The sequence below is a fragment of the Pseudonocardia charpentierae genome (genome assembly GCF_031845345.1).
Lineage (GTDB): Bacteria > Actinomycetota > Actinomycetes > Mycobacteriales > Pseudonocardiaceae > Pseudonocardia > Pseudonocardia charpentierae.
Genome location: NZ_JAVREJ010000022.1, coordinates 22,034 through 46,927, shown reverse-complemented (window position 1 = coordinate 46,927; position 24,894 = coordinate 22,034). Strand labels below are relative to the sequence as shown.

Below are 24,894 nucleotides of genomic sequence, written 5' to 3'. Positions count from 1 at the left end.
CGGAGGAGATCGTCGCGCAGGAGCATCGTCCAGCAGGAGGCCCCACATGGCCACCGTCAGCGTCCGCTACATCGTCGACGATGTCGACGCCGCGCTCGCCTTCTACTGCGGGCACCTCGACTTCGAAATGCAGATGCAGCCCGCACCGACTTTCGCCATGCTGACTCGCGGCGACCTTCGTCTCCTGCTCAGCGCACCCGGCGGTGGACCAGGCGGAGGGCAGGCCATGGCCGACGGCACTCTGCCCACACCGGGAGGATGGAACCGGTTCTCCCTCGAGGTCGCCGATCTGGCAGGCACGGTGGACAGGCTCCGCGAAGCCGGCGTCCATCTGCGCAGTGACCTCATCAGCGGCGTGGGCGGCAAACAGGTTGTGATCGACGACCCCTCCGGCAACCCGGTTGAGCTGTTCGAACCCACGCGCGCCGAGGCGCATCTCGCCCCACAGCAGTAGGCAGCGCCCGCGCTCCGGTTAGGCTGGTAACGGAACCACCGGTCGGATCGGTCGGGCGGGGTCATGACATGCGGGCGTTGATCGTCGGCGCAGGGATCGCGGGTCCCACGCTGGCCTACTGGTTGCACCGTCTCGGGCATCAGCCGACGCTGGTCGAATCGGCGCCCGAGTTGCGTCGTGGTGGCTACCTCCTGGACTTCTGGGGTGCCGGCTTCGATGTCGCCGAGCGGATGGGCATCGTCCCCGAGTTGAGACGCAGCGGATACCACCTCCTCGAGGCGAGGGCGGTCGGTCGCGACGGGCGCCCCATTGCCTCGTTCGAGCCGTCGGCATTTGTGGGGTCGGGGGGCCGCTACGTGACCATCGCCCGCTCGGACCTCGCCTCGGCCGTCTACGGAGCCCTGGACGGGTGCGTCGAGACCATCTTCGGCGACACAGTAGAGGCGATCGACGACGACGCCGACCACGTATCTGTGACCTTCCGCCGCGGGACGCGGCGGAGTTTCGACCTCGTGGTGGGTGCCGACGGCCTGCACTCTCGGGTGCGCTTGCTGGCCTTCGGCGCGCAGGAACGGTTCGAGAACCATCTCGGCATGGTTGTGGCCGCCTTCGACGTCGCCGACTACCGCCCACGCGACGAGCTCGTCGCGGTGATGCACGCCGACGTGGGATTCCAGCTGCTGCGGATCTCGCTACACGACGACGTCACGCTGTTTCTCGTCACGCTCCGCGAGAGCAGCACCGTGCCACTGGACAGCCCCGACGCGCAGCAGGCACTGCTGCGCCGCCGACTTGCACACGCCGGCTGGGAGACACCGGCGATCCTCGACGCGATCGGGCAGGCCCGGACCTTCTACTTCGACCGCGTCAGCCAGATCCGCATGCCGTCCTGGAGCCGCGGCCGTGTGGTGCTGATCGGTGACGCGGCGGCCTGCCCGTCGCTGTTGGCCGGGCAGGGTTCGGCGCTGGCGATGGTCGAGGCCTACGTGCTGGCCGCCGACCTGGCCCATGCCGACGGCGACCACATCACGGCGTTCGCCCGCTACCACGCCCGGCTGGCGCCGCTACTGCGCTCCAAGCAGGACGCGGCGAAGCGGCTCGGACTGGCGTTCGCGCCACGAGACCGGGTCCAGCTCGCCGTCCGGAACACAATGTTTCGGCTCCTGGGGCTGCCGCACATCCCAAATCTCGTCATGGGCCGGAGCCTGCGTGATGCCGTCGAGCTGCCCGCCATGCCGGTCGCCTGAGCGCGTGGATGCCGGAATCGCGCGCACAGCTCGTGACCTGCTCCTCCGATGAGTACGACCGAAGGCGCGACCATCGGGTTCGAACGCGCCCAGGTCCTCGGCTTGCGGTGCCGAGCCCGCGAGGAACCGCGGACCTCGATCCGCGCGGCGGCTCAACTCCCCCGGGGAACAATGACCGCTGCTGACCCGTCGTGCCGGCGGATCCAGGCATCACGTACGACGGCTTCGCCGAGCGGGTCCGTGCGCTCACCGACGGCGAGGGCGTCGCCGCCGTTTACGACGGCGTCGGAAACCACTTTCCACGGCAGCCTGGCAAGCCTGCGACCACGGGGCACCCTGTTCGTCTACACCGAGCCGTTTGTGGTGGACGATAGTGGGATTGAACCAGTGACCTCTTCCGTGTCAACTCTGCCCGCGGTGCAGCTCATGCCACCACACGGCACACCCTCGACCCTCACACCCTGGTGTTCGTCGATCGTGACGAGCGTGTCCTGGCCGACGTGCTCGCTGAGCGTCGACTTGGTGCCTGCGAGGTTCTGGACTTGGGGAAACGACTGGCCCGGATCGTCGCAGCTGTGCACGAGGCGGGTGTCGTGCACAGCGATGTGCATCCCTGGAACGTGCTGCTGGCCAAGGACGGCGACGTCGAGCTCATCGACTTCGATCGCGCGACGACGATCGCCGAGGTCCGACCGGCCTTCACCCACCACCGCGAGATCCTCGGTCGACTGCCCTACCTGGCGCCGGAGCAGACCGGGCGCACCGGGTCGGCCGTCGACGGACGGTCCGACCTCTATGCGCTCGGCGCCGTGCTGTACGAGCTGCGACCGGTCGGCCGCCGTTCGCCAAGGTCAACGCGTCGGAACTGGCGAGACGTTCTGGCGCGCGAGCCGACCCCTCTCGCGGAGCTCGTACCGACGATGCCACCCGCGCTCGGCGCAGTGATCGGCCGGCTCCTCGAGAAGGAACCCGACCGCCGCTGCCAGTCCGCCGGTGGCCTCGCCCATGACCTCGCCCGTATCGCGGCCGAGCCTGCAGCGACCTTCGCGTTGGGTGAGCGGGGACTTCCCGAGCCGCTTGCGGCCGACGAAGTACACGTCGATGCCCTCGACCTCGAGAAGGGCGTCGAGGCGGTCAACCGCCTCGACGGTTTCGACGTGCACCGCCACCAGCTTGGCGCGGTCGGCATCGCGCAGGTAAGCCGCCTTGTCCGACACCATCCCGTACCGCGCGGGTCGGGTCTGGAAGGCGACGCCGCGCTCACCGAACGGCGGGAAGTGGCTGGCCTTGACGACCTTGTGGGCGTCGGCGACGTCGTTGACCAGGGGCACCTGGATCCCGTTGGCGCCGAAGTCGAGGGCGCGGCGGATGTAATCGGGCTGGTTGAACGGAGTCCGCACGATGCTCGGGCAGTCGGCCGCCTGCGAGGCCCGGACCATGTTCTCCAGGGTCTCGTCGTGCATCAGGCCGTGCTCGTTGTCGATCAGGGTGAAGTCGAACCCGATCTCGGCGGTGAATTCGCAGTTGGCCGGGGAGGCGAAGGTGACGAAGCAGCCGAGCAGCGGTTCGGTCTGCAGCCCGTCCTTCCACGTCGGGTCGATCATCACTGGGCACCTCCTCGGACCTCAACACCCGCGAGCTGTTCGGAGACCTTCAAGACGTTGGTGTGGTCCTCCTCGCCGGAGGCGATGACCTGTGCGGCCTTGTAGTGCTCCTGCACGAGAGCGAGCAGCGGCGTCGGCACGCCGATGCCATGGGCGAGCTCGACCGCCAGACGCAGGTCCTTGAGCTGCAGCACGCTCTTGAACCCCGGTGTGAAGTCGCGGGCGAGGATCGCCTCGCCGCGGATCTCCAGGGCACCGCGGCGGGCGTAGCCGCCGGAGAGCACCTCGACGATCTTCGCCGGGTCCACACCGGCCTTCGTGCCCAGCACCAGCGCCTCCCCCAGCGCACTCACCGTCGCGGCGGCCAGGGTCTGGTTGCACGACTTGACCACCTGGCCGGCGCCGTTGCCTCCGACGTGGGCGACCCGGCTGCCGAGGACCTCCAGGATCGGGCGGCAGCGCTCAAAGACGGCGACGTCACCCCCGACCATGATCGACAAGGTGCCGCTCTCCGCACCCTTGTCGCCGCCGCTGACGGGTGCGTCGCGGCGGGCTCGTCACCGGACGTCGAGCAGGTCAGAACACGTGGATCGCAGATGCCGCCCGAGCAGCGAGGTGTCGGTCGCCCTGCAGGTTCAGCGCCGAATCCGCCCAGTTGATTCGGTGTGTGAGCTCGTCACCGAGCCGATCACGCAGCTTGAAGGCCACTGCTCGTCGTGCATGAAAGTCGACTGCGAACCCGACGTCCCAGGTCGAGCCGGCGGGCGGGGCCTGCCTCCCTCGTCGTGGGCCCGAAATCCCGATGGCACTGCCAGGCCGAGCGGCTGAAGCCCGTTGGTCGTCGACATGCCGGGCGGGCCCAGGGGCTGTGCCGCACTACAGCAGACCGGCCTCGCTCAGCTGGCGGGCCAGGCCGGCACCATCGGGCGCACACATCCACGGCCGCCCGTGCCGATCCGCTGAGGCGGAACCGGGGGCGTGAACCGGCAGGCTACCGGCGAGCACGGTCTGCTGGGGGGACAGCTGCCGGATTGCCACTGCGGCGACGTTGTCCGGATGTGACGCGACGAAATCGTCGTAGATCTCCCGGTCGTGCTGCCCGTCGTCGCCGACGAGCAACCAGCGGACATCCGGGAACTCCGCGGCGAGCCGTTCGAGTGTGGCTCGTTTGTGGGCCTGCCCACTCCGGAACCAGCGATCGGTGGTCGGACCCCAGTCGGTGAGCAGCAGCGGACCGAAGGGATACAGGTTGCGCGACAGGAAGCGGGTCAGCGCCGGCGCGACGTTCCACGCTCCGGTCGACAGGTAGAAGACCGGCGCCTCCGGGTGCGTCGTCACCAATCGCTCGTACAACACCGCCATTCCGGGAACCGGTGCGCGCGCATACTCATCGAGGACGAACGTGTTCCACGCCGCGAGCAACGGCCGCGGCAGTGCCGTCACCATGACGGTGTCGTCGATGTCGGACACCACGGCGAAGCGGACGTCCGGCGCAAGGATGCGCACGGGCGCCTCCACCTGATCGGCTCCCGCTCGACGCAGCCGGATGCTGCGCCACCCGGGTTCGAGATCAGCCTCCACGACCACGTCGATGTAGCCACCGCGATCCGTCCGCACCTCGTGCTGCCGGTCGCCCACGTCGATGACGACGACCTCGTCGGCGACGGGCAGTGTCGCGAAGCTGCGCCAGCCCCGAACCGCTCGGACTCGCCCCCCTCGTTGCTCCGATTGGCGCAACAACACGCGCGCCATGACGCGCACCCAGGACGTCGTTCCGTAGCCCGCGTAGGGGACGATCGTGTCCCCCCAGCCGCGCTGCCGCAGCCGCGGCTCGAGGAACTCCTGGACGCCCTCCTTCACCAGAGCCGCGCGGTGCGAACCCGGTACGAACGCCTCGCGGAGCTGCATTCCGATCATTCTTCACCAACACGCAAGAACACGGGAATCACCGGTCTGCCTCCTGGCCCACCACCTACACGCTTCCCGGCGCCTCATTCGAGGTCGAGCCCCGAGAGGCGAACGTCGCGCATCGCCCACTCGACGCCGCCCATCTCAGACGCCACGGCATGACGCCCCGTGAGTGGCGCGGCGGCTCGCAGCCGTCCGGGCCAGCCGGTCAGGCGGAGGCAGCGCCGGCGAACATACTCGCCCCCGTGCCGAAGGGCGCGGGCGGCGGGAGTCGCCCGGCGAGCTGGCGGGCGGTGGCGAGCAGGCCCTGGCGGTGGCGCCGAGCCGACGGTCCGCGGCGTACGCGATCGACGTGGTGAAGTGCGGTGCGTGCCGGCGTAAGGAAACGCCACGACGGCGTCGCCGGCAGTCACGATCGAGGCTCGGGCGATTGCCACGGCGAGACAGGGGCCGGTAACAGCAGGTGTCGGAGCCGTCCCGGCCATACTGGCCGCGCTACCGCGGCTGCCGAGACTGGACGAACGCAAGTACGGCGAGGTTCGGCACCCGCACCTTGTCCAGCGTGCCGCCGCCGACGTTCACCCCAGTGGGAAGGAGTAGCTCGACCGCTGCTCACGAGGTGTTCCTAGCTCGTCAACGCGGTAGACATGCAGGTTGCTCATCGCGCCTCCCGTCGAGCCTCCTGCTTGGTCAAGCCGACCTCAGTGACCGGGATAAGCCGAACTTGGCTTCCGCGGATCTCTCGGTTGTCGTGGCTGTCAGTCGTCGCATGACGCTCCCTCAGCGGATCCGCAGGGGCCGGTCGTGCCAGCAGCAGCGTGGGCAGGGCAGGCAGTTGTCACGGTGACGGGCGTACCGGGGGTAGCGCGCCATCGTGGGCCGCACGGATGACGGTGTCGAGGTCGCGACGCAACGACTCGACGCCGTTCCCACCCAGTGTCCGGCCCCATTCCGCCTCGAGGTCGCGGTAGATCTCCTCGACGTCGCCAAGGAGGGCGTGGCCACGCTCGGTGAGTTGCAGGTTCAGCGCCCGCCCGTCCGTAGGGTCGGCGATACGTTCGACGAGACCGGCCTCGACCATCGCCTCGGCGAGCTTAGACACCGCCTGTTTGCTGGTGCCCAAGGTCGCCACCAGCGTGCGCGGTGATGCCGCGCCGTCGCGCAAGGCGAGCAGCATGAACCCGAACGCCACCCGCACGTCGGCCCAGCCGCGTGCGGCGAGCTCGCGGTGCAGGTCATCAACGAGCAACCGGTAGGCCATCGCGAGCAGCCGTGCCAGGGGCACGGCCGAGGATCCGTTCATGCCGCCCATGGTGGGGTGAACGGCGCCTCGCCCGGCACCCGCGCCTGGCCACCGACCGGCAGGCAGCACAGCGCCCGCAGCGGCTGGTCACCGTCGGGCGCGAGCGCGAACGGCACTCCGGCGGGTACGACGATCGCGTCACCCGACCTTGCCGTCTGGCTACACTCCCCGATCCGGACCGCTGCGGATCCCGAGAGGACGACGAAGATCTCCTCCCGGGTCAGCTCGTGCGGTCGAGGTGGAGCTCCGGGGTCGATCTCGACCAGCCACACACTGGTGTCGGTCGAGCCGCGTGTGGGCGACACCAGTGCCGTGAAGCGGACGCCGGGCAGCTCGTGGGTGGGCGCGGCAGGGGCAGGCACGACAGACATGACGAGACACTCCTCAGTTAGTCAACCAGATTGACATGTGTGGAGTATGCCCGTTCCGCTCGATACCGTCAATCCGGTTGACAATCGACGGTGCCGGACCGTGTGGGTGCCCGAAACTGCGCGCACAGCCCGTGACCTGCCCGTTCGCCCGCGGTAGGCGCCCAGGCACGATCCGGTGATGGCGCTGCGGCTGATCTACCAGGTGTTCATCAATCTTCTGAGCTGGATCGTGTTGAGCACCCGGTCCGACACGACCAAGGACATCGAGATCCTCGTGCTGCGCCACCAGCTCGCAACACTTCAACGTCGCACGCCACGCCCGCCGATGACCTGGACCGACCGCGCCCTGATCACCGCCCTCACCCGACTGCTCCCGCTCCACCGACGACTCGCGCTCCTGGTCACCCCGGCCACCATACTGCGCTGGCACCGCCAGCTGATCACCCGTCGCTGGGCCACCCAGCGGCCCGACCTGGTCGACCTGCCATCCCCGCCCGCCTGCGCGCCCTGGTCCTCCGCCTGGCCACCGAGAACCCGACATGGGGATATCGACATATCCACGGCGAACTCGCCGGCCTCCACTACCAGATCGGCGCCTGCACCGTCTGGACCATCCTCCACCGCGCCGGCAGCGACCCCTCGCCCCGTCGGACCGGGCCATCCTGGACCGAGTTCCTGCGGGCCCAGGCCCATGCGATCCTTGCCCGCGACTTGTTCCACCTCGACACGAGTCGGTTCCGGTTCCTCATCCGGACCGCGACGCCAAGTTGACCGACGCCGTCGATGCCGTGTTCACCGCCACCGACATCCGCATCATCAAGACACCAGTGCGGGCGCCGCGGGCCAATGCGATCGCCGAACGCTTCGTCGGTAGCGTCCGCCGCGAACTCCTCGACCGCACACTGATCCTCAGAGACGGCGGCGCTGGCGACCGGCGAGCCTCATGGGTGAGAGCGCGCGACGGGCTGCCGCGATCCGCCCGGCGGGCTCGCGGGTACCGGCAACAGGGCCAGCAGTCCGGCGAGCAGCAGGAGGAGAATGCCGACGATGCCCGCGCGCTGCTCTCCGCTGAGCGCGATGAACAGGCCGAACAGCAGGGGACCGAGGAAGGTGGCGGCTCGTCCGGTGGTGGCGTAGAGCCCGAAGAGCTGACCTATCCGGCCGGCCGGGGCCAGGCGGGCGAGGAACGTGCGTGATGACGAGTGGGTCGGCCCCAGGAAGACGGCAGCCATGAGCCCGAGGATCCAGAACATCGCAGGGCCGGACACGAACAACAGCACAACTCCGCTGAGGAGCAGCCCGAGAAGCGAGCCGACGATGACCGTCTTGGACCCGACGCGGTCCTCCAGCACCCCGCCAGCGAGCGCCCCCGCCGCCGCGACGACGTTGGCGGCGACGCCGTAAAGCAGCACGTGAGCCGCGTCGACGCCGTACACCTTCACAGCAAGCACTGCGGTGAAGGTGGCGATCGCGGCGAGGCCGTCACGGTAGAGCGCGCTTGCGCCGAGGAACCACAGCGCGGGCCGGTTGACCGAGTAGAGCTCGCGAAGATCACGCCCCAGCTGCCGGTAGGACGTAGACACCCCGGGGCGGTCTCCGGCGTCGGCCGCCGGTGGCATCTCGGGGACGGTCACGAAGAGCGGCACGGCGAGCACCGCGAACCACACGGCGGCCACGAGCGCGACCAGCCTGATGTTGAACCCGTCCGCCGTCGGCGCCCCGACCAGCCCGCCGTCGCCCGCGATGAGACCGACGTAGACGACGGGCAGGAGCACGATGCCGCCTACAAAGCCCATCGACCAGCCGAAGCCGCTGACCCGACCCATGGTCGCCGGGGTGGCGATCTGGCACAGCATCGCGTTGTAGGACACCGATGCCAGCTCCGCGAAGACCGACCCGAGGCCGAGCAGCACCAGGCCGAGGGCCAGCCAGTGCCAGTCCTGGCGGATCGTGCAGAGAGCCGCCATCGACGCGACGGTCAACGCCGTCCAGACGAGCGTGGCCCGCTTGCGGCGCCCGGCCACGTCGGCGCGCTGGCCGGTCACCGGCGCCAGCACCGCGACGACCAGCCCCGCAACACTCATGGCGTAACCGAGCCAGGCGTCGGCGCTGATCGGTCCCGGCAGATCCCGCCCGACAGCGCTGGTCAGGTAGACCGAGAAGACAAAGGTCAGGATCACCGCGTGGTACGCGGCCGCACCGGCGTTCCACACCCCCCACGCGATGACTGTTGTCGAGGACCACGGCCCGGCGGCCGCCCTACCGGTAGCCACGTCGTCACTGTCGCAGATCCCCCGGCGCGTCGCCCTTCAAGCGCCCACTGAACTGCGGTTGGCGTCGGCTCGGAGCGAACTCGACGTCCGTATCGAGCCCGCCACCGCCGCCCGCTGACGCCCGAGGCGGGAGCCATGATGTCCGCCTACCGGCGGTGTCCAGGGCGGTGATGGTGGCGTCCAGGGCTCCATGGTCGCTTCGTTCCGCCAGTCAGCTGGTTCGGCAGCGCGGGCTCGGGTGCTGCCGGTTGGCGAGCGTGCCGTCAGCATCTCGCGGCCCTTGTGCCGGTGGTCCCATGAGGTCAGTGTGATTCTTCGTGCACTGAAATCACTACTGTCGTTCTGGCTTGATCAGCGGTGACCGGGCAGGATCGTTCCCGTTCGCGGGGACGAGTGGCCTCGCGGTCGGCCGGGGAAAGGGGCGTTCCGCCGTGTCGGTCACCGCCGCGCCGCCGACCGTCCGGTTCCGGGACCTCGGCACCCTGCTCGTGGAGCACGACGGCGACCTGCGCCCGGTCGGGGGCACGCGGCTCGACTCGGCGCTGGCGGTGCTGCTCGTGCACGCCGACCGCCGGGTCGGGCCGGAGGCGATGGCAGCGGCGCTGTGGGGCGCGGACGCTCCGCCGCGCTCGTCGTCCACGCTGGACTCGCACGTGTGGCGGCTGCGCAAGGTGCTCGAGCCGCACCGGGCGCGCGGCGTCCCGTCGTCGCTGCTCCTGTCCGACCACGGCGGCTACCGGCTGGTGGTGACGGTCGACCAGGTCGACTCCCTGCGCTTCGAGCAGCTCGCCGCCGACGCCGCCGACCTGCTCGCCGGCGGCCAGCCCGACCGGGCGCTGCGCCGCGCGGACCAGGCTCTCGCGCTGTGGCGCGGCCGCCCGTTCACCCCGATCACTGACGAGCCGTGGGCGGCGTCGACGGTGGCCCGTCTGGAGGAGCTGCGCAGCCAGACCCAGGAGCGGCGGGTCGAGGCGCTGATCGCGGTCGGCGACCCGGAGCGCGCGCTCGTGGAGCTCGAGCCGGCCATTGCCGAGGAGCCGCTGCGCGAGGGGCTGTGGGCCCACCGGATGTGGGCCTACCACTGCGCCGGTCGGACCGACCGAGCGCTCACCGCGTACCGCGAGGTCCGCGCGCTGCTACGCGACGAGCTGGGCGTGGAGCCTGGCGCTGAGCTCCGCGGGGTCCACGCCCGGATCCTCGCCGAAGACCCCGTTCCCGCCGGGCCGTGCCGGCGCGCCGCCGACGAGGTCCCGCCGGCCGTCCCGGTGCCGGTTGTTCCCGCGGCGGTTCGGCTGCCCGTCCGGCGAACCCCGCTCGTCGGCAGAGACGCCGAGCTGGCCCGGCTGACCGGGGTGGTCACCGCGCACGCCTTGACGACCGTGGTCGGGACGGCCGGCTGCGGCAAGACGCGGCTGGCCACCGAGGTCGCCCGCGCTACGGCGGCGACGTTCCCGGACGGGGTCTGGTACGTCAGCCTGACGTCCGCGGTCGACGCCGCGGGCGTACTGGACGCGGTCGCCTCGGCTGTCGGTGTCGCCGTCCCCGCCGCCGGGTCGGCACCGGACGCGCTGCGCACGCTCACCCGCGAGCGGCGCATGCTACTGCTGCTCGACAACTGCGAGCACGTGCTGGACGACGCTGCGCAGCTCGTGGAAGACCTCCTCGTCGAGGGCTCGGAGATGGCGGTGCTGGCGACCAGCCGGGAGCCGCTGCACGTGGAGGGCGAGCACGTCGAGCACCTGCACCCCCTCGCGTTGCCCGCCCCGGACGCCCGCGACCCGGCCGCCGCCCCCGCCGTCGCGCTGTTCCTGCAGCGGCTACCGACGCCGCCGGGCAGGCTCACCGCGCGCAGCGCCGAGGACCTCGCCTACGCGGCCGCCATCGCCACCGCTGTGGACGGGGTTCCGCTGGCTCTCGAGCTCGCGGCCGCCCGGGCCCGCGCCTGCACGCTGGCCGAGATCACCGCACAGGTCACGGCCGATCCCAGCTCACTCGCGCGGATCGGGCGCGCCCCACCCGGGCGGCCGGGCACGGTCCGCGAGGCGATCGACGGCAGCTACCGGCTACTCCCCGCCGACGAGGCGCGGATGCACCGCCTGCTCTCCGCGGCGCCCGGGCCATTCACCGCAGACCTCGCGACCGCCCTCGTCGGCACGCCGGACCACCGGTTCGACGTGGTCGACCGACTGACCCGGCTGGTCCACCGGTCGCTCCTGGAGCCGCTGGGCCCGCTGCGTCCCGGCGGCCTCTCGCGCTTCGCGCAGCTCGCGACTGTCCGGGGACACGCGGGTCACGCGGCCGAGCATGAGGGCGACGAGGGGCGAGAGGCGGCGGAGCGTCGCGACCGCTGGACCGAGGGGCTCGTGCGCGGCCGGCCCCGGTTGGGTGTCGCGGCAGAGCGGGCGTGGCTGGAGGCCGTCGACGACGACCTGGCCGCCGTGCGGGCGACGCTGCAGCACAGTCTCGTCGACGCCCCGGCGGCAGCGGGGGTCAGGTCGATGCCCTTCCTCGCGCTGTACTGGTACTACCGCGGGATGTTCGTCGAGGGGCGGCGGTGGCTCGAGCGGGCGGTCGCCGAGGAGGAGCGGGCCAGTCCCCTCGAGCGCGGCCTCGCGCGGCTTCTCCTGGGGGGCTTCCATTGCCTGCAGAACCGAGGCGATCTCGCAGCCCCACACCTGAACGCCGGGATGGCCGCCCTCGGGTCGGCGGTCGACGATGCCAACCCCCTCGTGGTCGGCGACACGCTGGCGCAGCTCGCGGCCGGTCCGCTCTACGTCGTCGCGGACCGGCGGCGGCTCGTCGAGACCGTCGCGCACCTCGACCGGCTCACGCGGCGCACCGGCGACGAGTACCTCGGGCTGTTCACCGAGCTGGGCGCGCTGCACGTCGTGCTCGTCGACGCTGCGCCAGCGGCGACGGATGCCGACCTGCTGAGCCGCTGCGCAGACCTCCACAACCGCGCCGACGCCCTCGGCAACAACTACGTCGCCTGGATCACGGCCATGCGCACGGCCGTGGTGTGCCTGGCGGCCGGGGCGCCGGCCGAGGGCCTGCGCTGGTCGGACCGCATGATCGCGAAGCAGCTCGCGCTGGGCAACCGCAACGCCGCGGCCGCCTTCGGGCTGCGCGCCAACCTGCTCGCCGCAGCCGGCGAGGCCGACCGGGCCGTCCGACTCTACGCGGCCACCCGCAGCCACCACCGGTTCAACGGCCTGTCCTGGCCCCGCGACGACCTCACCCGCACGCTCCTCGAGTGGGCGACGGCACGCCTCGACCGCCGCGCGGCCGACCGCGCTAGCGCCGAGGGCAGCCGACTGACCCTCGCCGACCTCGCCCGCGACCTGTAGGCGGCCGTCGACCTCAGTGGTCGGCGTCGAACGCCTGCCGGAGGGCGGCCTCCTCGTCGTGGCTCAGGTTGCTGACGAGCAGCTCGGCGTGGGCGCCGGCGAAGGCCTCGGCGAGCCGGTCGACGACGGCGGCGTGGGTCAGCAGGAACAGCGCCGACGTGCCCGGGGTGATCTTGTCGCGGATCTGCTGCAGGAACTCGTCGGACAGGCCGATGCGGGTCAGGCCGACCGCGGCGCCGGCAGCCGCACCCAGCGCGAGGCCCGCCAGCGGGAGCAGGAACAGCAAGCCGAACAGCAGCCCCCAGAACGCGCCGGAGAGCGCCGCCGCGCCGGCGAAGGAGCCAGCTTGGTAGGTGCGAGGCCGGCGCCGGCCGACGGGCCAGGTCACGACCGACGCGTCGTCGACGACGACCAGGCGCTGCACCTGGAGCCGCTCCAGGATGCCGAGCGCCGTCTCGGCGCCCTGCGGGGTGTCGAACTTCCAGATGCTCAGCGTGCTCGTCGTGCCTTGCCTCGTGGTGGCCGTCGTCATCGGGTCTCTCCCGGATCAGGGGGCGGGCTCTCCGCCGCACGACCGGGACCCTCCTCCGGCCGGTGCCAACCCCGCTCCAACCCGGCCGCCACCAGATGCCGCTGCGGCCGCGCGGACTGGAACGGAATTGGACGGCGCCGCGGGATCGTCACCGCCGTCCCGTCACCGCACAGGAGGCGCACGCCGATGACTCCGACGACCACGACCACGACCACGACCACGAGGCCCCTCGTGTCACCCCGCTCCGCCGTCGGCCGGCACGGCTGGATCGCCGTCCTGGCCGTCGGCACCGTCCTGTTCGTGGCCGTCGAGCGCGTGCTGGTCGCTACGCAGAACCCGAACTTCGTGCCGTCGGCAATCCTGCTGGGCGCCGCAGTCGTGCCGGCCACCTTCCTCGCCTTCGTCTACGGGCGCCGCCTCGCCTACGACGTCACCCCAACCGTCGTGGTCACGTCCGCGTTCTTCGGCGGGGTGATCGGCACCGTCGTCGCCGGGACGCTTGAGTTCGACACCCAGCGCGACCTCGGGGTCCTGCCAATGGTGGGCGTCGGGCTGATCGAGGAGTCGAGCAAGCTGCTGATCCCACTCGCCGTGCTGCTGTTCCTGCGCCGCTACCGCACACGCGCCGACGGACTGCTGATCGGCGTGGCCGCCGGTGCAGGGTTCGCCTCGCTGGAGACCATGGGCTACGCATTCACCACACTGTTGCAGTCGCGCGGCAGCATCACCGACACCGTCGACGTCCTGCTGCTGCGCGGAGTCATGAGCCCGGCCGGGCACATGGCCTGGACCGGGATCGCGGCCGCCGCCCTGTTCGCCGCCGCCGAGGCCGGCTGGACCGGCCGGGCCGTCGGCCGGTTCCTCGGCGCCTTCGCGATCGCCGTCGCCCTGCACACCGCCTGGGACAGCTCGCCGAACCTGCTGCTCACCGCGGGCGTCGCCGTGGTCAGCCTGGCCGTCCTCGGCCGGACCGTCCACCGCGCCGCGGCCCCTTCCACCGTGCCCGACCACGCGGCACGCTGAGCCCACCCACCGGAGGTCGCCATGTCACCGCTTGCGATCGTCGCCCTGCTGGCCCTCACGGGCTACGCCATCTACCAACAGACCCGTCGGCACGAGGTGGTGGGCGGGTCCCGCTTCAAGCTCGCGATCATCTACGGGATCGTCGGATTCGCCGTCGGCGGGTTCTCCCGGCCCGACAGCGGCGTCGAATGGCTCCTGCTCGTTGTCAGCCTCGGCCTCAGCGCCGCCGTCGGTCTGGCCCGCGGGCGGCTGACCACGCTGTGGGCCGAGGACGGCCGGGTCTGGTCGCAGGGCACCCCGCTGACCATCGGGCTGTTCGTCGGGCTGGTCGTGGTCAAGTTCGCCATCGGCACCGCCTGCTACTTCCTGCAGATCAGCGACGACGGCGGCTTCGGCGAGATCCTCGTGATGATCGCGGTGATGGTCGCCTTCCAGGCGGAGCTAATCTGGCGGCGCGCCAAGCCGCTGGGCGCGCGGACGTCCGACAAGACGCCCGCGGCGGGCTGAGCCGTGGCCAGCTCGGTGGGTGACGCGCCCGCCCCGCGCCTCCGCGAGGAGCGCACGTTCCTCGGCCAGCCGTGGCCGCTCGCGACGCTGTTCGGCGTCGAGATGTGGGAGCGGTTCTCCTTCTACGGCATGCAGGGCATCCTCCTGATCTACCTGTACTACTCCGCGGCACAGGGCGGCCTCGGGATCGACCAGAAGGCGGCCACCAGCATCGTCGGGGGCCTACGGCGGGCTGGTGTACCTGTCGACGATCCTCGGGGCCTGGCTGGCCGACCGCCTGATCCCCGCCGAGTCGACACTCTTCGCCAGCGCCATCCTCGTGATGTGCGGGCACATCGCGCTCCCGGTGCTGCACGGGCTGCTGGGCGTGGGCGTCGGGCTCGTCGCCATCGCGCTGGGCAGCGGCGGGGTCAAGGCGACGGCGACCTCGCTCGTCGGCACCCTCTACGACGAGGGCGACGAGCGCCGCGACGCCGGCTTCTCGCTGTACTACCTCGGCATCAACCTCGGCGCGCTCGTCGGGCCACTGCTCACCGGGCTCCTGCAGAACAGCCGCGGATTCCACTACGGCTTCGGCCTGGCCGCGGTCGGCATGGCCCTCGGGCTGATCCAGTACTCCTTCGGGCGCAAGCACCTGCACGGGCCGGGCCGCGTGGTCCCGAACCCGCTGCCGCACTCGCAGCTGCGGCTGGTTGCGGGCGGCGCGATCGGCGCCGTGCTGCTGATCTTTGTGCTCGTGCTCACCGGGCTGCTCACCGCCGACCGGCTCGCCGGGTTCGTCGTCGTACTGAGCGTGATCGCGACGCTGGTGTACTTCGCGGTGATCCTGTCCAGCCGGCAGGTGCAGCCCGTCGAGCGGCGCCGCGTGCTCGCGTTCGTCCCGATGTTCGTCGGCAGCGCGGCGTTCTGGTCGCTCTACCAGCAACAGTTCACGGTGGTGACAATCTACTCCGACCAGCGGCTCGACCGGCACATCCTCGGCTGGGAGATGCCCGTGGCCTGGGTGCAGTCGATCAACCCGGTGTTCATCATCCTGCTGTCTGGCACGTTCGCCGCGATCTGGACCCGGCTCGGGCCGCGCCAGCCGTCGAGCCCGATCAAGTTCGCGCTCGCCACCGCGATCATGGGCGTCGCGTTCCTGCTGTTCCTGCCCATCTCCGGCGGCGGGCCGAACAGCGCGCCGCTGCTGGGGCTGATCGGGATCCTGTTCGTCTTCACCGTAGCCGAGCTGCTGCTCTCACCGATCGGCCTGTCGCTGTCGACGAAGCTCGCGCCTGCGGCGTTCCGCACGCAGATGGTCGCGCTGTTCTTCCTGTCGGTGGCGCTGGGGACGGCGATGTCGGGCGTGCTGGCCGACTACTTCGATCCGGCCGACGAGGCGCCGTACTTCGCCATCCTGGGCACGGTCGCGATCGTGCTCGGCGCGGTCCTCGCGCTGATCGCGCCGAAGGTGAACCGCCTGATGGAGGGGGTGCGCTAGCCGTGGCCAGCGCGTGGCAGCAACCCGGTCCTGCCTGGAGTGGGAGCTGCGCATCGCCGATCAGGGGTGACGAGGTGGCGTTCGAGGAACGCGAGGATCGCGGCCAACCCTCCTGTTGCACGCGGGCGTTGCCCGCCGCGGTACCGCCCGAGACGTACTCTCTGACGCAAGTGCTCACCAACGACAGCGACACGGACCTCACCGTCGTGTCGGTTACCGCGGACAACGGGGGCACCGTCGCACCGGACTACCCGACGACGATCTCGAAGAAGTCCGCCGAACATTCAGTGCCACCAACACCGGCCACGGGGTCCAGCTCGACCTGACCCTCACGACGAGCACACCGGATCAGCTGACCCCGCCCCACACCGCGACCATCGCCGAGAGGCCGTCATGATCGAGTCACCAGAATCGCACGAGCTGCTCGAGGTCGCGCCCGGCTACCGCACCGTCCTGCTCGACGACGGTGACGGTCCGCCGGTGGTCCTGCTGCACGGAACCCCGTTCGACGTCCGCGCCTGGCAGCCGGTCGTGAACACCTTGGTCGACTCGTGCCGGGCGATCAGGTTCGACCTGCGCGGACACGGGGCGGCCGCCGACACGCCGGTGCCGGACTACGGGCGGCTGGCCGACGACGTCGTCGCCGTGCTGAACCGCCTCGACCTGCCCGACGTCCACGTGATCGGACACTCCTGGGGCGGACAGATCGCCCAGCAGGTCGCACTGGACCACCCGCAGCGGGTCAACCGGCTCTCGCTGATCTGCACCCGTGCATCACCGTTCCCCGCCTTCGCCGCCGCCGCACGGGGCCTGCGCGACGGGACCGCCGACGTCGAGGCGAGCTTGGCCCGCTGGTTCGCCCCCGACGAACTGGCCGCGGACGCGGAACCGGCGGCCACCGTGCGGGCGTGGCTGCACGCCGCCGACCGCTCCCGGTGGGCCGACGCCCTCGACATGATCGCGACCTTTGACGCCCTCGCCCAGCTACCCCGCATCGCCGTCCCGACCGACGTCGTGGCCGCCGAGCACGACGGGGTCGCGGCCCCTGAGCACATGGACCGGATCGCCGACGCCCTGCCGGACGCATCGTTTCGCGTCATCGCCAGCGCCCGGCACCTCGCTCCCCTGCAGCGGCCCGACGAGGTCGCCCGGACGGTCCTGGGGGCACACCCGTGACGACCCGAGCCGAGATGGCGCAGGCGGCCGCAGGCTGGTCGAACGCCGGGCGATGGGGCGACGAACTGGACACCCTCAACCTCATCACCACTCCAGACGTGCGCCGCCGCGCGGCACGCTCGTCGTCGAGGGTGTCTCGGTGTCGCTCGGCAGCGACGTCGACACCGTCCAGCGGTCGCTGAACCCCCGACCGGTGTGGCACGTCATGCACCTCAACGAGGGTGACTGCCCTACGCCACCGGCGACCGCGTCCATCTGGACATCCACGGCGTGGAGACCCACCTCGACGCGCTCGGGCACGTCTACCTCGACGGCTGGGCTACAACGGGCGCCGGCAGGACGAGATCGTCACGAACGACGGGCTGCGCGGGAACTCGATCCATGCCGTGCGCGAGGGCATCTTCACACGCGGGGTCCTGCTCGACGTCGCCGCCGCCCCGAGGCGTGCCGTGGCTCGACGAGGACCGCCTTGTGACCGCCGCAGACCTCGACGAGGCCGAACGCCACGGCGGGGTAACCGGTTGAGCCGCGGGACGCGGTGGTCGTGCACACCGGGCTCGAGCGCCGCGCCGCCGAGCGCCACACCACCGAGATCACCGCGTGCGCCGGGCTCGGCCTCGAGGCCGTCGGCTGGCATCGCAAACGGGACGTGGCCGTCTTCGCCGGCGACTGCGTCGACCGCCTGCACCCGGGAAAGCGACAACGCACGCACAGTGCGAAGGCGAGGGCGTGCAGCGGTAGCCGGGCCTGCACGGCTGGCGGCGTGGGCTTCCCCTCGTAGCGTGGAGACATCGCTCATAAGGGAGGGGCGATGGCAAGAACGCGGCGGAAGTTCGATGAGGACTTCAGGGCGGGCGCGGTGCGGATCGTGCGGGAGACCGGGAAGCCGATCGCGCGGGTGGCCCGTGAGCTGGGGATCAACGAGGGCACGCTGGGCAACTGGTGCGCGCGGGAGCGGGCCCCCGGCGCCGGGAACGGGCCGTTGAGCGAGGACGAGCGCGCGGAGCTGGAGCGGCTGCGGCGGGAGAACGCCGAGCTGGCGATGCAGCGTGATGTGCTCAAGCGCTCGGTGGCCCTCTGGGTGCGCGAGGCGATGGGCGGCCGGTGAGCGTGGCCGCGTTCATCACCGCCCAGAGGGCGCAGCACCGGGTGCCGACGGCGGCCGCGTGCCGGGCGTTGGGGGTCAGCCCGGCCTGGTACTACAAGTGGCGCGACGGGGATCCCTCCCCGCGGCAGGCCCGGCGGGCGGCGTTGGCCGCGCAGGTGGCCAGGTTGTTCGCCGCCCACCACGGCCGCTACGGCTCGCCGCGGATCACCGCCGAGCTGCGCGCTGCCGGCGGGCGGGTCAGCGAGAACACCGTCGCGACGCTGATGCGCGAGCACGGGCTGCGGGCCCGGCCGCCGCGACGGCGCCGGCACACCACCCGCCCGGGCAAAGGCCGGTGGCGGGTCCCGGACCTGGTCGGGCGCCGGTTCGCCGCCGACGGATTGAACCGTCGCTGGTACGGCGATGGCACCGAGATCGCCACCGGTGAGGGCAAGTTGCACCTGGCCTCGGTGTTGGACATGGGCTCGCGGCGGATCGTCGGGTTCGCCCTGTCCGAACACCACGATGCCAAGCTGGCCTACGCGGCGCTGGCGATGGCGGTCGCGGTTCGCGGCGGCCGAGAAGTGATCGCCGGGGTGGTGTTACACACCGACCAGGGCAGCGAGGGCGGATTCAACCGGCCGACGCAACACCTCGGATCGCCGGGATCTCCTCGTCGCGCCAGCGCTGCGCCCGGGCCAAGGCTGAGGGGGCGACGACGACGCGGCCGCACGTACTCGGCACAGATCTGATCGAGTACCTGGTCACCGCCTCCATGGGGACGCCAGGCAGGCCCGACCTCTGGGACCCGATTACCGAAGCCGCTGACGTCGACCCGTCCCAGTGGTACACGACGTCGTTCGACGCCACGCCGGACCGGTCCGTCACGCGCTGGCTCCCGCCGGACAGATCGGGGTTGCCGACAATCGCAGTCTATTTGCAGGGGTCTGAGACGGCGGTACTGATCAGGCACGGGTCCCCGGAACGATCGAACCTCAGCTCCAAACGGCCGTAGCACGGTTGCCGGGATCTGGCCATCATGGATCGGTGACGGTGGCGAGCCGGCTGATCACGGCCGGTACGACCGCGTCGCGGCCAGCCCGACCGCGGGCGGTCAGCAGCTGGCGTGCCAGCATCCGCAGCTGCCCCGCCACGGACCCAGCTGCTGCGGGTGTTCGCTGGGGCACGGGCGGCGCGGTCGAACCGGTCGCCTGCCGTCCTCACCGTTCCCCCACCCCTGCACATCACGACCGGCACGCAGGGCGGTGGGCAGGTCGGTGCTCGCCGCTGTGATTCCGTCGCCGTGATCATCGCCGGCGCTCGTGGATCGGACGACGGCCGGATTGGGGATGCCGTCAGCGACCTACTGCCGCTCAGGTTGCCGGAAGGGGTGTGTGGATCTTGCCCCTTACCGCCGCCTGCGCAGCTGCCGCCACACCCGGATCAAGGGTAGCCATCGCCACCGCGGGTGCAGCACGTTCGGCACGGGGCGGTGTAGGTCGTGCTCGAGCCAACCGGCCGCGTACCGCTGCGCGTCGGCAGGGCTGTCGTAGAGCGGGGGCCGCGGAACCTGGCGCTGGGCGTCGAGTTGGCCGAGGGTGTACGGATTGATCGTGTGGCGGTCATCTGGGCCGATCTCGCGCCGGGTACCGTCAGGGTTGACCATCATCACGGTGGGATGTCGCGTGCTATGAGCTGGCCGTTTCCTGGCCGCTAATCGCCCGGCACACCTGGATCGCCGGAACACCCGTTAGCCGTTGCTATGCCCGGCCACTTGTCGCCGGCCCACTCGATGGCGCGCGGACCGCCGCGCGGCTGCCGTAGGCGGAGTCACCGCGCCCGAGAATCTTCCCCGACGCCCAGCAGGCACCACCGATTTGATCGTCACGACCTGCTGGCCGACAGTTCACCCCCGAAAGAGTCCAGCCGGGGATTGGATCGCGCCGCCGACCGGTCTACATCAGCGGGGAACCATCGACAACACCGTCAACTAGAAGGTTCTCGGTCGCCCCGCCCGGTCGTGGTCGCAGAAGCAGTTCACGACAGTGCTCCACCACGGCCGCGCCGAGCACGGCATCTCCGTCGTCGTTGAGATGGCCGAGGTGCAGTGCTACTTCTTCCAGCACACCGCCAGGGTGGCCATGAGTTGCCTACCCAATGCGGCGGCGTAGGCGTCCATGATCGGGGCGCGGCGCAGTCGCGCCGCGGCCCGCTCGATAACGGCGCGGTTCGTGAGAAGCTGCAAATCGCTGTGGGTCTGACGGTCCCTGTGATGCCCCCTGCTGACCGGCTGAATGCGGTGGCGACGGGGGGTCGGCTACGACATCATCCGGCCTGCCCGCGCCTACCGCCCGCAGGCGGCGCCACGCCCGGACCCACCGCAACCACCGCCACCTTGGGTGCAGTGCGTTCCGTACCGGGCGGTCCGGATCCTGATCACGCCACCCGTCGGCGTACACCCGCACCTCGCTTCGCGAGTCGTACAGCGTGGTCGGGTTGCGGCGGGCCGCATCGATTGCGCCCATGGCGTACGGGTGAGACTCGATGCGCCGGACCGGCGAGCCGTCCGGGTTGACCATCACGGCAAAGATATTGCCGGTCCTGCGGGCAGGCCTCCTGCGGCCCGCCGGTGACGCCACTCGGCAGCCGCCGCCCGGGCTAGACGGGGCCGGCGTCTGGCCTACACGCACGCTCGCCCAGCGCACAACGTCTGTCTTCGCGAGCGGCACCGACGGACCGTCCTTGCCGCATACGACACCACAGAAGGGACCGCAGGCAGACGTCGCAGGGCAACTATCGCCATCTTTCGAGTGCGCGGAGGGCCGCACGCCCTGACGGCCATGCTCCTGCAGATCCTGGCCATCTACGTCGCGACATCTATCACCGGACTCCCGCCACCATCCGCGGCGGGCCAGGAGGACCGACCTCGGCCGCGCTGGCCGTAGCGCCATCGGTGCCCTTCGAGGAGGCGGCGGGGCAGCCGTATCCGGCTGACGTGAGCGGGCTGGCGACCCGCCCAGGTAGCGGTAGATGCTGAGACGGTGGCCACTGGGTGAGCCCAGGCTCGATGAGATTCGGTCGTCCCGCCGCCGCTGCGCGACGCCGAGGCGGAGTATCAAGGGTGGGCGGCGCCCGGCCACGTCGGACGCAGGGAGTGGGGCGCCCTGTGTGTACTGGCTGGTCGGTGGGGCGGACCCGGCTGCCTTCGCCGCGGTGCGGAGTGTGGAGGACATGATGGCGGCGGTGGCGGAGCAGCCGTCGAACCACTCGCCGTTCTGGGCGCCGGTGGTGGAGCCGACCCGTGCGGTCGGTATCGGGGCTTCCGGTGGCGGCGGCTCGGACGTGGCTTCCGGTGTCGTGGCCTGGAGGCGGGTCTTGCTCGGGGCGCTCAGTGCGGCCATGGTCAGGGCATGAGTTCGTCGGTGGTTCCGTCCGAGGGCGAGCACCTGACGACCGGGTGGGAACCAGATGTGCCGGCGGAGGACACCCTGGTCCGTCAGGCGGTGTTGGTGCACGCTTCCTGGCCGGTGGCCGTCGCCGCTGCGGCCGGACGGCCGTGGCGATCAGCAGCGCGTTGGGCCGGAGGTTGGATCGGAGATCGTGGCGCGCTGACGAACCCGGTCGTGCTGACCCAGCCGTTGATGCATGTCGAAGACGTGCTCGGGGAGATCGGCGCGCTGATCCCGCCGTCTGTGCCCTACCTGCTTCTCAGCCCGTGGCCGACAGCGGACCTACGGGGGCACGGCCTCGTCCTGATCGGGCATCCACCGCTGATGGTGCGGTTCCCCGCTCCGCCTACACCCCTGCCGCGGTGGTCGGGGGAAGTCCGCGAGATCCGCGATCCCGCCGAGCTGGCCGTTGCCGAGCGGGTCCTGGTCGAGGGCTACCCCATGCCCGAGCTCGATCCGCTCGCACCAGGAGACCTCCTGGGCCCCACGCTCCTGCGGACGGCCACCCGGCTCTGGATCGCCTGGCTCGACGGCGTCGCGGTCGCGATGGCCGCCGCTCACTCTGCCGCGGGGGTCACCCTGGTCGAATACGTCGCATCACTTCCCGCGGCGCGCGGTCGGGGCGCGGGCGCTGCGGTGACGTGGGCGGCCACCCTTGCCGACCCCGACCGCCCGGCGGTGCTGATCGCCAGCGACGACGGCAGACCGGTCTACTCGAGAATGGGTTTCCTGGCCGTGGAACGCTGGTCCGCCTGGTTGCGCCCCGCCCGGTAGCTCGCCTACTGGCCGAGCGCGATGTTGTGGTTCAGCCGCAAGATATTGGTCGGGTCATACTGTTTCTTGATCGCCGTGAGCCGGCCGAGATTCTGCCCGAATGCGCCGCGCACCATGGCGTCGTTGTCCTCGTAGAGGCCGGGGAAGTTCACGTACTGCCCGCCGGTGGCGTACGGCTGCAGCCTGTCGAACACCTCCCGGCCCCAGGCGATGGATGCAGCGTCATTCGCCTCGTGTTCCCAGTTGCACTCGATCCCGATCAGGAAGGGCGCGGAGCGGTCCCCGAACGCGGTGTCCTGTTGGCCGATGCGGGCGAAGGCGCCGCCGAGCTGCCACAGATCGAGTGCGGAGTGCGGTGACGGGGCCCGCTCGTTGAGCTCGACCATCGTCGCGATGGCCTCGTCGGGCAGCTCGCGCAGGAAGTGCGACTTCCAGTAATAGCGCATCTCGTGGGCGGGGTAGTCGGCGTCAAAGAACGCCTGAACGTCCAGATAGCGCATCGGACCGGACAGATCGGCGATGGGCGAGCCGAACCGGCGCAGCGGCTCGAGGTCCTGCTCGGCCTTGTTCTGCTCGCCGCAGTGCACCGCCAGGTACACCGCGATGGGGGTGTGGTGGTGCTCGACCGGGATCTCCTCCATCTCCGGTGCGTGCCACAAGATTCCGAACGAGCTCACCTCGTCCGGCGCCGAAGCCGCCCAGTCGCGGTAGTGGTGCAGGGCCGCGTCCGCATCCGCGCCTGAATGGATGATGAATGCCAGGTACACCTGCGGCCCGAGCGGGTGTGCCCGGTACTCGAAGGAGGTGACCACGCCGAAGTTTCCACCACCGCCCCGCAGGGCCCACAACAGCTCCGGGTGTGCTGCTCGTCTGCGGTGACGAGGTGGCCGTCCGCGGTCACGAGGTCGGCGGAGATCAGGTTGTCGCAGCTGAGCCCGTGCCGGCGACGCAGCCAGCCCAACCCGCCGCCGAGGGTGAGCCCGGCGATCCCGGTCGCGGTCACCACACCCATCGGCACGGCAAGACCGAACGCCTGGGTCTCGTGGTCCAGCTCGCCGATCGTGACCCCGCCCTCGGCACGGACCGTGCCACGCTGCGGGTCGACCCGGATCCCGTTCATCTGCGACAGGTCGATCACCAATCCGCCGTCGCAGACCCCGGCTCCGGCCACATTGTGGCCTCCACCGCGCACCGCGATCGGCAGCCGGTGCTCGTGCCCGAACCGCACCGCGGCGACGACGTCGGCAACCCCGGCACACCGGGCGATGAGCGCTGGACGCTTGTCCACCATGCCGTTCCACACCTGGCGGACCAGGTCGTAGTCGGCGTCGGCCGGACGGATCAGCTGTCCGCGCAAACCCGTCTGGAGCTGACCGGTGATCTCGGCCGCGATGCTTCGCGCTGCTGCGCCCGACGTGCCCACGCTCATGCTGCTGCTCACCCACTCCCGGCTCGAACCCCGCCGCCTGCAGCAGACGCGTCGGCAGGACGCCACCCGACCAGACCGTCCCCATACAGCCCGCGCCCTCGACGATGGCTGAAGCCGTCGGGTGAGCGACGCTACTCACGGCACAGAAGGCGTCAAGACCTTCGGTCATCGCCACCGGCGCTGCCTGCGCTCGACGACGAGCACCCCGGCGCGTCCTGACAGAACCACGCTCCGAAGTCGCGCCCAAGCTCCCGCTTACTGATGGGCAGCTCGCGCCAGCCGAGCAGCCCCTGCGTGGGAGGAGCAGAAGGCATCAAGGAGGGTGGACCTGAGCGGTGTTCACGGGAGCCGATCCTCGGCGCCGCCAATGCTATTGTCGGTTCGAGATGTCGGTGAAAGCGACCGGCGCGCAGACCGGGGAAGCGTTTGCCTTTCTCGAGGCCACCGAACCCGCGGGCTTCGGTCCGCCGATGCACCGGCACACGGACGCTTCCGAGTCGTTCTACGTGCTCCACGGCGAGTACACGGTCTTCCTCGGCGAGCAGGAGTACACCTGCCCGGCAGGCTCGTTCATCTTTATCCCGGCTGGCGCGCCGCACGGGTTTCGGGTAGGGCCGATGCCCAGTCGCAAGATCATGGTTTTCGCTCCCGCCGCAATGGTGGGGTACTTCGACGACCTCAGCAACGCCGTCCGCGGTGGCACGGTCGCCCCCGACGAGCTGGCTGCCATCGCCGCCGCGCACTCCATGGAGGTCCTCGGACCCGTGCCCGAGGGCTACGTGTGAACGGTGTCAAGGCTGTCGATAGGTGACAGCCAGTGGAGCGACGGGGCCAGGACCGGGCAGGATGAATTACAGGTCATGGGCTTCGTCGTAGCCGTAGTCCCCGTCTGGCTCCATGCCCGCGGTCCCAGGGCCGGCAGCGCTGCGC

23 protein-coding genes and 3 pseudogenes are annotated in these 24,894 nt (G+C 70.8%); 14 read left to right on the top strand and 12 right to left on the bottom strand.

Annotated features, from left to right (window positions below; genetic code table 11):
- Positions 1–46 precede the first annotated feature (46 nt).
- The 3 genes and pseudogenes from RM445_RS25350 to RM445_RS32505 all read left to right on the top strand — a co-directional run.
- Positions 47–454, top strand: a complete 408-nt coding sequence (locus RM445_RS25350) for a VOC family protein (protein WP_311559353.1) — start codon at positions 47–49, stop codon at positions 452–454.
- A gap of 68 nt (positions 455–522) precedes the next feature.
- The gene (locus RM445_RS25345; protein ID WP_311559352.1) at positions 523–1,701 is read left to right on the top strand and encodes an FAD-binding domain; all 1,179 of its coding nucleotides are present in this window, start codon (positions 523–525) and stop codon (positions 1,699–1,701) included.
- Positions 1,702–2,165: 464 nt separating this feature from the next.
- A pseudogene (locus tag RM445_RS32505) lies at positions 2,166–2,648 on the top strand (protein kinase domain-containing protein); the annotation flags it as partial.
- Here RM445_RS32505 and RM445_RS25330 read toward each other — a convergent pair.
- From RM445_RS25330 to RM445_RS25300, 7 genes and pseudogenes are all read right to left on the bottom strand, one after another.
- A complete protein-coding gene (locus tag RM445_RS25330) occupies positions 2,553–3,305 on the bottom strand; it encodes an HpcH/HpaI aldolase family protein (RefSeq protein ID WP_311559351.1) in 753 nt (250 codons plus the stop codon). The pseudogene RM445_RS32505 and the gene RM445_RS25330 sit on opposite strands and share 96 nt — an antisense overlap.
- Positions 3,305–3,697 carry an NAD-binding protein gene (locus tag RM445_RS25325; protein ID WP_311559400.1) on the bottom strand — a complete coding sequence of 131 codons (393 nt, stop codon included), beginning with the start codon at positions 3,695–3,697 and terminating at the stop codon, positions 3,305–3,307. The genes RM445_RS25330 and RM445_RS25325 overlap by 1 nt, the downstream gene beginning before the upstream one ends.
- A 30-nt stretch (positions 3,698–3,727) precedes the next feature.
- A pseudogene (locus RM445_RS25320) lies at positions 3,728–3,838 on the bottom strand (NAD(P)-binding domain-containing protein); the annotation flags it as partial.
- Between the two features lie 343 nt (positions 3,839–4,181).
- On the bottom strand, positions 4,182–5,222 hold the full coding sequence (locus RM445_RS25315) for an App1 family protein (RefSeq protein ID WP_311559350.1): 1,041 nt from the start codon (positions 5,220–5,222) through the stop codon (positions 4,182–4,184).
- Positions 5,223–6,051: 829 nt separating this feature from the next.
- Positions 6,052–6,516, bottom strand: a complete 465-nt coding sequence (locus RM445_RS25310) for a MarR family winged helix-turn-helix transcriptional regulator (RefSeq protein WP_311559349.1) — start codon at positions 6,514–6,516, stop codon at positions 6,052–6,054.
- On the bottom strand, positions 6,513–6,887 hold the full coding sequence (locus tag RM445_RS25305; protein ID WP_311559348.1) for a cupin domain-containing protein: 375 nt from the start codon (positions 6,885–6,887) through the stop codon (positions 6,513–6,515). The genes RM445_RS25310 and RM445_RS25305 overlap by 4 nt, the downstream gene beginning before the upstream one ends.
- A gap of 941 nt (positions 6,888–7,828) precedes the next feature.
- Positions 7,829–9,160, bottom strand: coding sequence for an MFS transporter (locus tag RM445_RS25300; RefSeq protein WP_311559347.1), 1,332 nt, complete (start codon positions 9,158–9,160; stop codon positions 7,829–7,831).
- A gap of 431 nt (positions 9,161–9,591) precedes the next feature.
- Here RM445_RS25300 and RM445_RS25295 point away from each other — a divergent pair, with 431 nt between their 5' ends.
- Positions 9,592–12,507: an AfsR/SARP family transcriptional regulator gene (locus tag RM445_RS25295; protein WP_311559346.1), complete on the top strand. Its 2,916-nt coding sequence runs from the start codon at positions 9,592–9,594 to the stop codon at positions 12,505–12,507.
- A 13-nt stretch (positions 12,508–12,520) separates the two neighbouring features.
- Here the strand turns inward: RM445_RS25295 and RM445_RS25290 are convergent, their stop codons facing one another.
- Positions 12,521–13,039 carry a DUF1269 domain-containing protein gene (locus RM445_RS25290; RefSeq protein ID WP_311559345.1) on the bottom strand — a complete coding sequence of 173 codons (519 nt, stop codon included), beginning with the start codon at positions 13,037–13,039 and terminating at the stop codon, positions 12,521–12,523.
- Positions 13,040–13,225: 186 nt separating this feature from the next.
- Between RM445_RS25290 and RM445_RS25285 the strand changes: the two genes are divergently transcribed.
- The 7 genes and pseudogenes from RM445_RS25285 to RM445_RS25255 all read left to right on the top strand — a co-directional run bounded on the left by RM445_RS25285 (position 13,226) and on the right by RM445_RS25255 (position 19,064).
- Positions 13,226–14,062 carry a PrsW family intramembrane metalloprotease gene (locus tag RM445_RS25285; protein WP_311559344.1) on the top strand — a complete coding sequence of 279 codons (837 nt, stop codon included), beginning with the start codon at positions 13,226–13,228 and terminating at the stop codon, positions 14,060–14,062.
- A gap of 21 nt (positions 14,063–14,083) precedes the next feature.
- Positions 14,084–14,569, top strand: coding sequence for a hypothetical protein (locus RM445_RS25280; protein ID WP_311559343.1), 486 nt, complete (start codon positions 14,084–14,086; stop codon positions 14,567–14,569).
- Positions 14,570–14,584: 15 nt separating this feature from the next.
- A pseudogene (locus RM445_RS25275) lies at positions 14,585–16,049 on the top strand (peptide MFS transporter).
- 393 nt (positions 16,050–16,442) lie between these two features.
- Complete coding sequence (locus RM445_RS25270; protein WP_311559342.1) at positions 16,443–17,225, top strand: alpha/beta fold hydrolase; 783 nt, start codon at positions 16,443–16,445, stop codon at positions 17,223–17,225.
- 544 nt (positions 17,226–17,769) lie between these two features.
- Positions 17,770–18,006, top strand: coding sequence for a hypothetical protein (locus tag RM445_RS25265; protein ID WP_311559341.1), 237 nt, complete (start codon positions 17,770–17,772; stop codon positions 18,004–18,006).
- 30 nt (positions 18,007–18,036) lie between these two features.
- Positions 18,037–18,333: a transposase gene (locus RM445_RS25260; RefSeq protein ID WP_311559340.1), complete on the top strand. Its 297-nt coding sequence runs from the start codon at positions 18,037–18,039 to the stop codon at positions 18,331–18,333.
- Positions 18,330–19,064 (top strand): IS3 family transposase, encoded by a 735-nt coding sequence (locus tag RM445_RS25255; RefSeq protein ID WP_311559339.1) that lies wholly within the window; start codon positions 18,330–18,332, stop codon positions 19,062–19,064. Before RM445_RS25260 ends, RM445_RS25255 begins: the two co-directional genes overlap by 4 nt.
- Positions 19,065–19,720: 656 nt before the next feature.
- Here RM445_RS25255 and RM445_RS25250 read toward each other — a convergent pair.
- Together RM445_RS25250 and RM445_RS25245 are read right to left on the bottom strand one after the other, a co-directional pair.
- A complete protein-coding gene (locus RM445_RS25250) occupies positions 19,721–19,981 on the bottom strand; it encodes a hypothetical protein (protein WP_311559338.1) in 261 nt (86 codons plus the stop codon).
- A gap of 441 nt (positions 19,982–20,422) precedes the next feature.
- Positions 20,423–20,557, bottom strand: a complete 135-nt coding sequence (locus RM445_RS25245; protein ID WP_311559337.1) for a hypothetical protein — start codon at positions 20,555–20,557, stop codon at positions 20,423–20,425.
- 923 nt (positions 20,558–21,480) lie between these two features.
- Between RM445_RS25245 and RM445_RS25240 the strand changes: the two genes are divergently transcribed.
- A complete protein-coding gene (locus RM445_RS25240) occupies positions 21,481–21,726 on the top strand; it encodes a hypothetical protein (RefSeq protein WP_311559336.1) in 246 nt (81 codons plus the stop codon).
- Entirely contained in the window at positions 21,723–22,535 is an 813-nt protein-coding gene (locus RM445_RS25235; protein ID WP_311559335.1) for an N-acetyltransferase, read from the top strand. Before RM445_RS25240 ends, RM445_RS25235 begins: the two co-directional genes overlap by 4 nt.
- 5 nt (positions 22,536–22,540) lie before the next feature.
- Here RM445_RS25235 and RM445_RS25230 read toward each other — a convergent pair whose 3' ends face one another.
- Positions 22,541–22,921: a BBE domain-containing protein gene (locus tag RM445_RS25230; RefSeq protein ID WP_311559399.1), complete on the bottom strand. Its 381-nt coding sequence runs from the start codon at positions 22,919–22,921 to the stop codon at positions 22,541–22,543.
- A 287-nt stretch (positions 22,922–23,208) separates the two neighbouring features.
- The gene (locus RM445_RS25225) at positions 23,209–23,964 is read right to left on the bottom strand and encodes an FAD-binding oxidoreductase (RefSeq protein WP_311559334.1); all 756 of its coding nucleotides are present in this window, start codon (positions 23,962–23,964) and stop codon (positions 23,209–23,211) included.
- 335 nt (positions 23,965–24,299) lie between these two features.
- Between RM445_RS25225 and RM445_RS25220 the strand changes: the two genes are divergently transcribed.
- On the top strand, positions 24,300–24,749 hold the full coding sequence (locus RM445_RS25220; protein WP_311559333.1) for a cupin domain-containing protein: 450 nt from the start codon (positions 24,300–24,302) through the stop codon (positions 24,747–24,749).
- The last annotated feature ends 145 nt before the right edge of the window (positions 24,750–24,894 follow it).

Excerpts from the sequence above, each read along its gene's own strand:
- RM445_RS25350 (WP_311559353.1), top strand. The coding sequence starts at position 47 with ATGGCCACCGTCAGCGTCCGCTACATCGTCGACGATGTCGACGCCGCG.
- RM445_RS25345 (WP_311559352.1), top strand. The coding sequence starts at position 523 with ATGCGGGCGTTGATCGTCGGCGCAGGGATCGCGGGTCCCACGCTGGCC.
- RM445_RS25330 (WP_311559351.1), bottom strand. The coding sequence starts at position 3,305 with ATGATCGACCCGACGTGGAAGGACGGGCTGCAGACCGAACCGCTGCTC.
- RM445_RS25315 (WP_311559350.1), bottom strand. The coding sequence starts at position 5,222 with ATGATCGGAATGCAGCTCCGCGAGGCGTTCGTACCGGGTTCGCACCGC.
- RM445_RS25310 (WP_311559349.1), bottom strand. The coding sequence starts at position 6,516 with ATGAACGGATCCTCGGCCGTGCCCCTGGCACGGCTGCTCGCGATGGCC.
- RM445_RS25305 (WP_311559348.1), bottom strand. The coding sequence starts at position 6,887 with ATGTCTGTCGTGCCTGCCCCTGCCGCGCCCACCCACGAGCTGCCCGGC.
- RM445_RS25290 (WP_311559345.1), bottom strand. The coding sequence starts at position 13,039 with ATGACGACGGCCACCACGAGGCAAGGCACGACGAGCACGCTGAGCATC.
- RM445_RS25285 (WP_311559344.1), top strand. The coding sequence starts at position 13,226 with ATGACTCCGACGACCACGACCACGACCACGACCACGAGGCCCCTCGTG.
- RM445_RS25280 (WP_311559343.1), top strand. The coding sequence starts at position 14,084 with ATGTCACCGCTTGCGATCGTCGCCCTGCTGGCCCTCACGGGCTACGCC.
- RM445_RS25270 (WP_311559342.1), top strand. The coding sequence starts at position 16,443 with ATGATCGAGTCACCAGAATCGCACGAGCTGCTCGAGGTCGCGCCCGGC.
- RM445_RS25260 (WP_311559340.1), top strand. The coding sequence starts at position 18,037 with ATGGCAAGAACGCGGCGGAAGTTCGATGAGGACTTCAGGGCGGGCGCG.
- RM445_RS25250 (WP_311559338.1), bottom strand. The coding sequence starts at position 19,981 with ATGATGGTCAACCCTGACGGTACCCGGCGCGAGATCGGCCCAGATGAC.
- RM445_RS25235 (WP_311559335.1), top strand. The coding sequence starts at position 21,723 with ATGAGTTCGTCGGTGGTTCCGTCCGAGGGCGAGCACCTGACGACCGGG.
- RM445_RS25230 (WP_311559399.1), bottom strand. The coding sequence starts at position 22,921 with ATGGTCGAGCTCAACGAGCGGGCCCCGTCACCGCACTCCGCACTCGAT.
- RM445_RS25225 (WP_311559334.1), bottom strand. The coding sequence starts at position 23,964 with ATGAGCGTGGGCACGTCGGGCGCAGCAGCGCGAAGCATCGCGGCCGAG.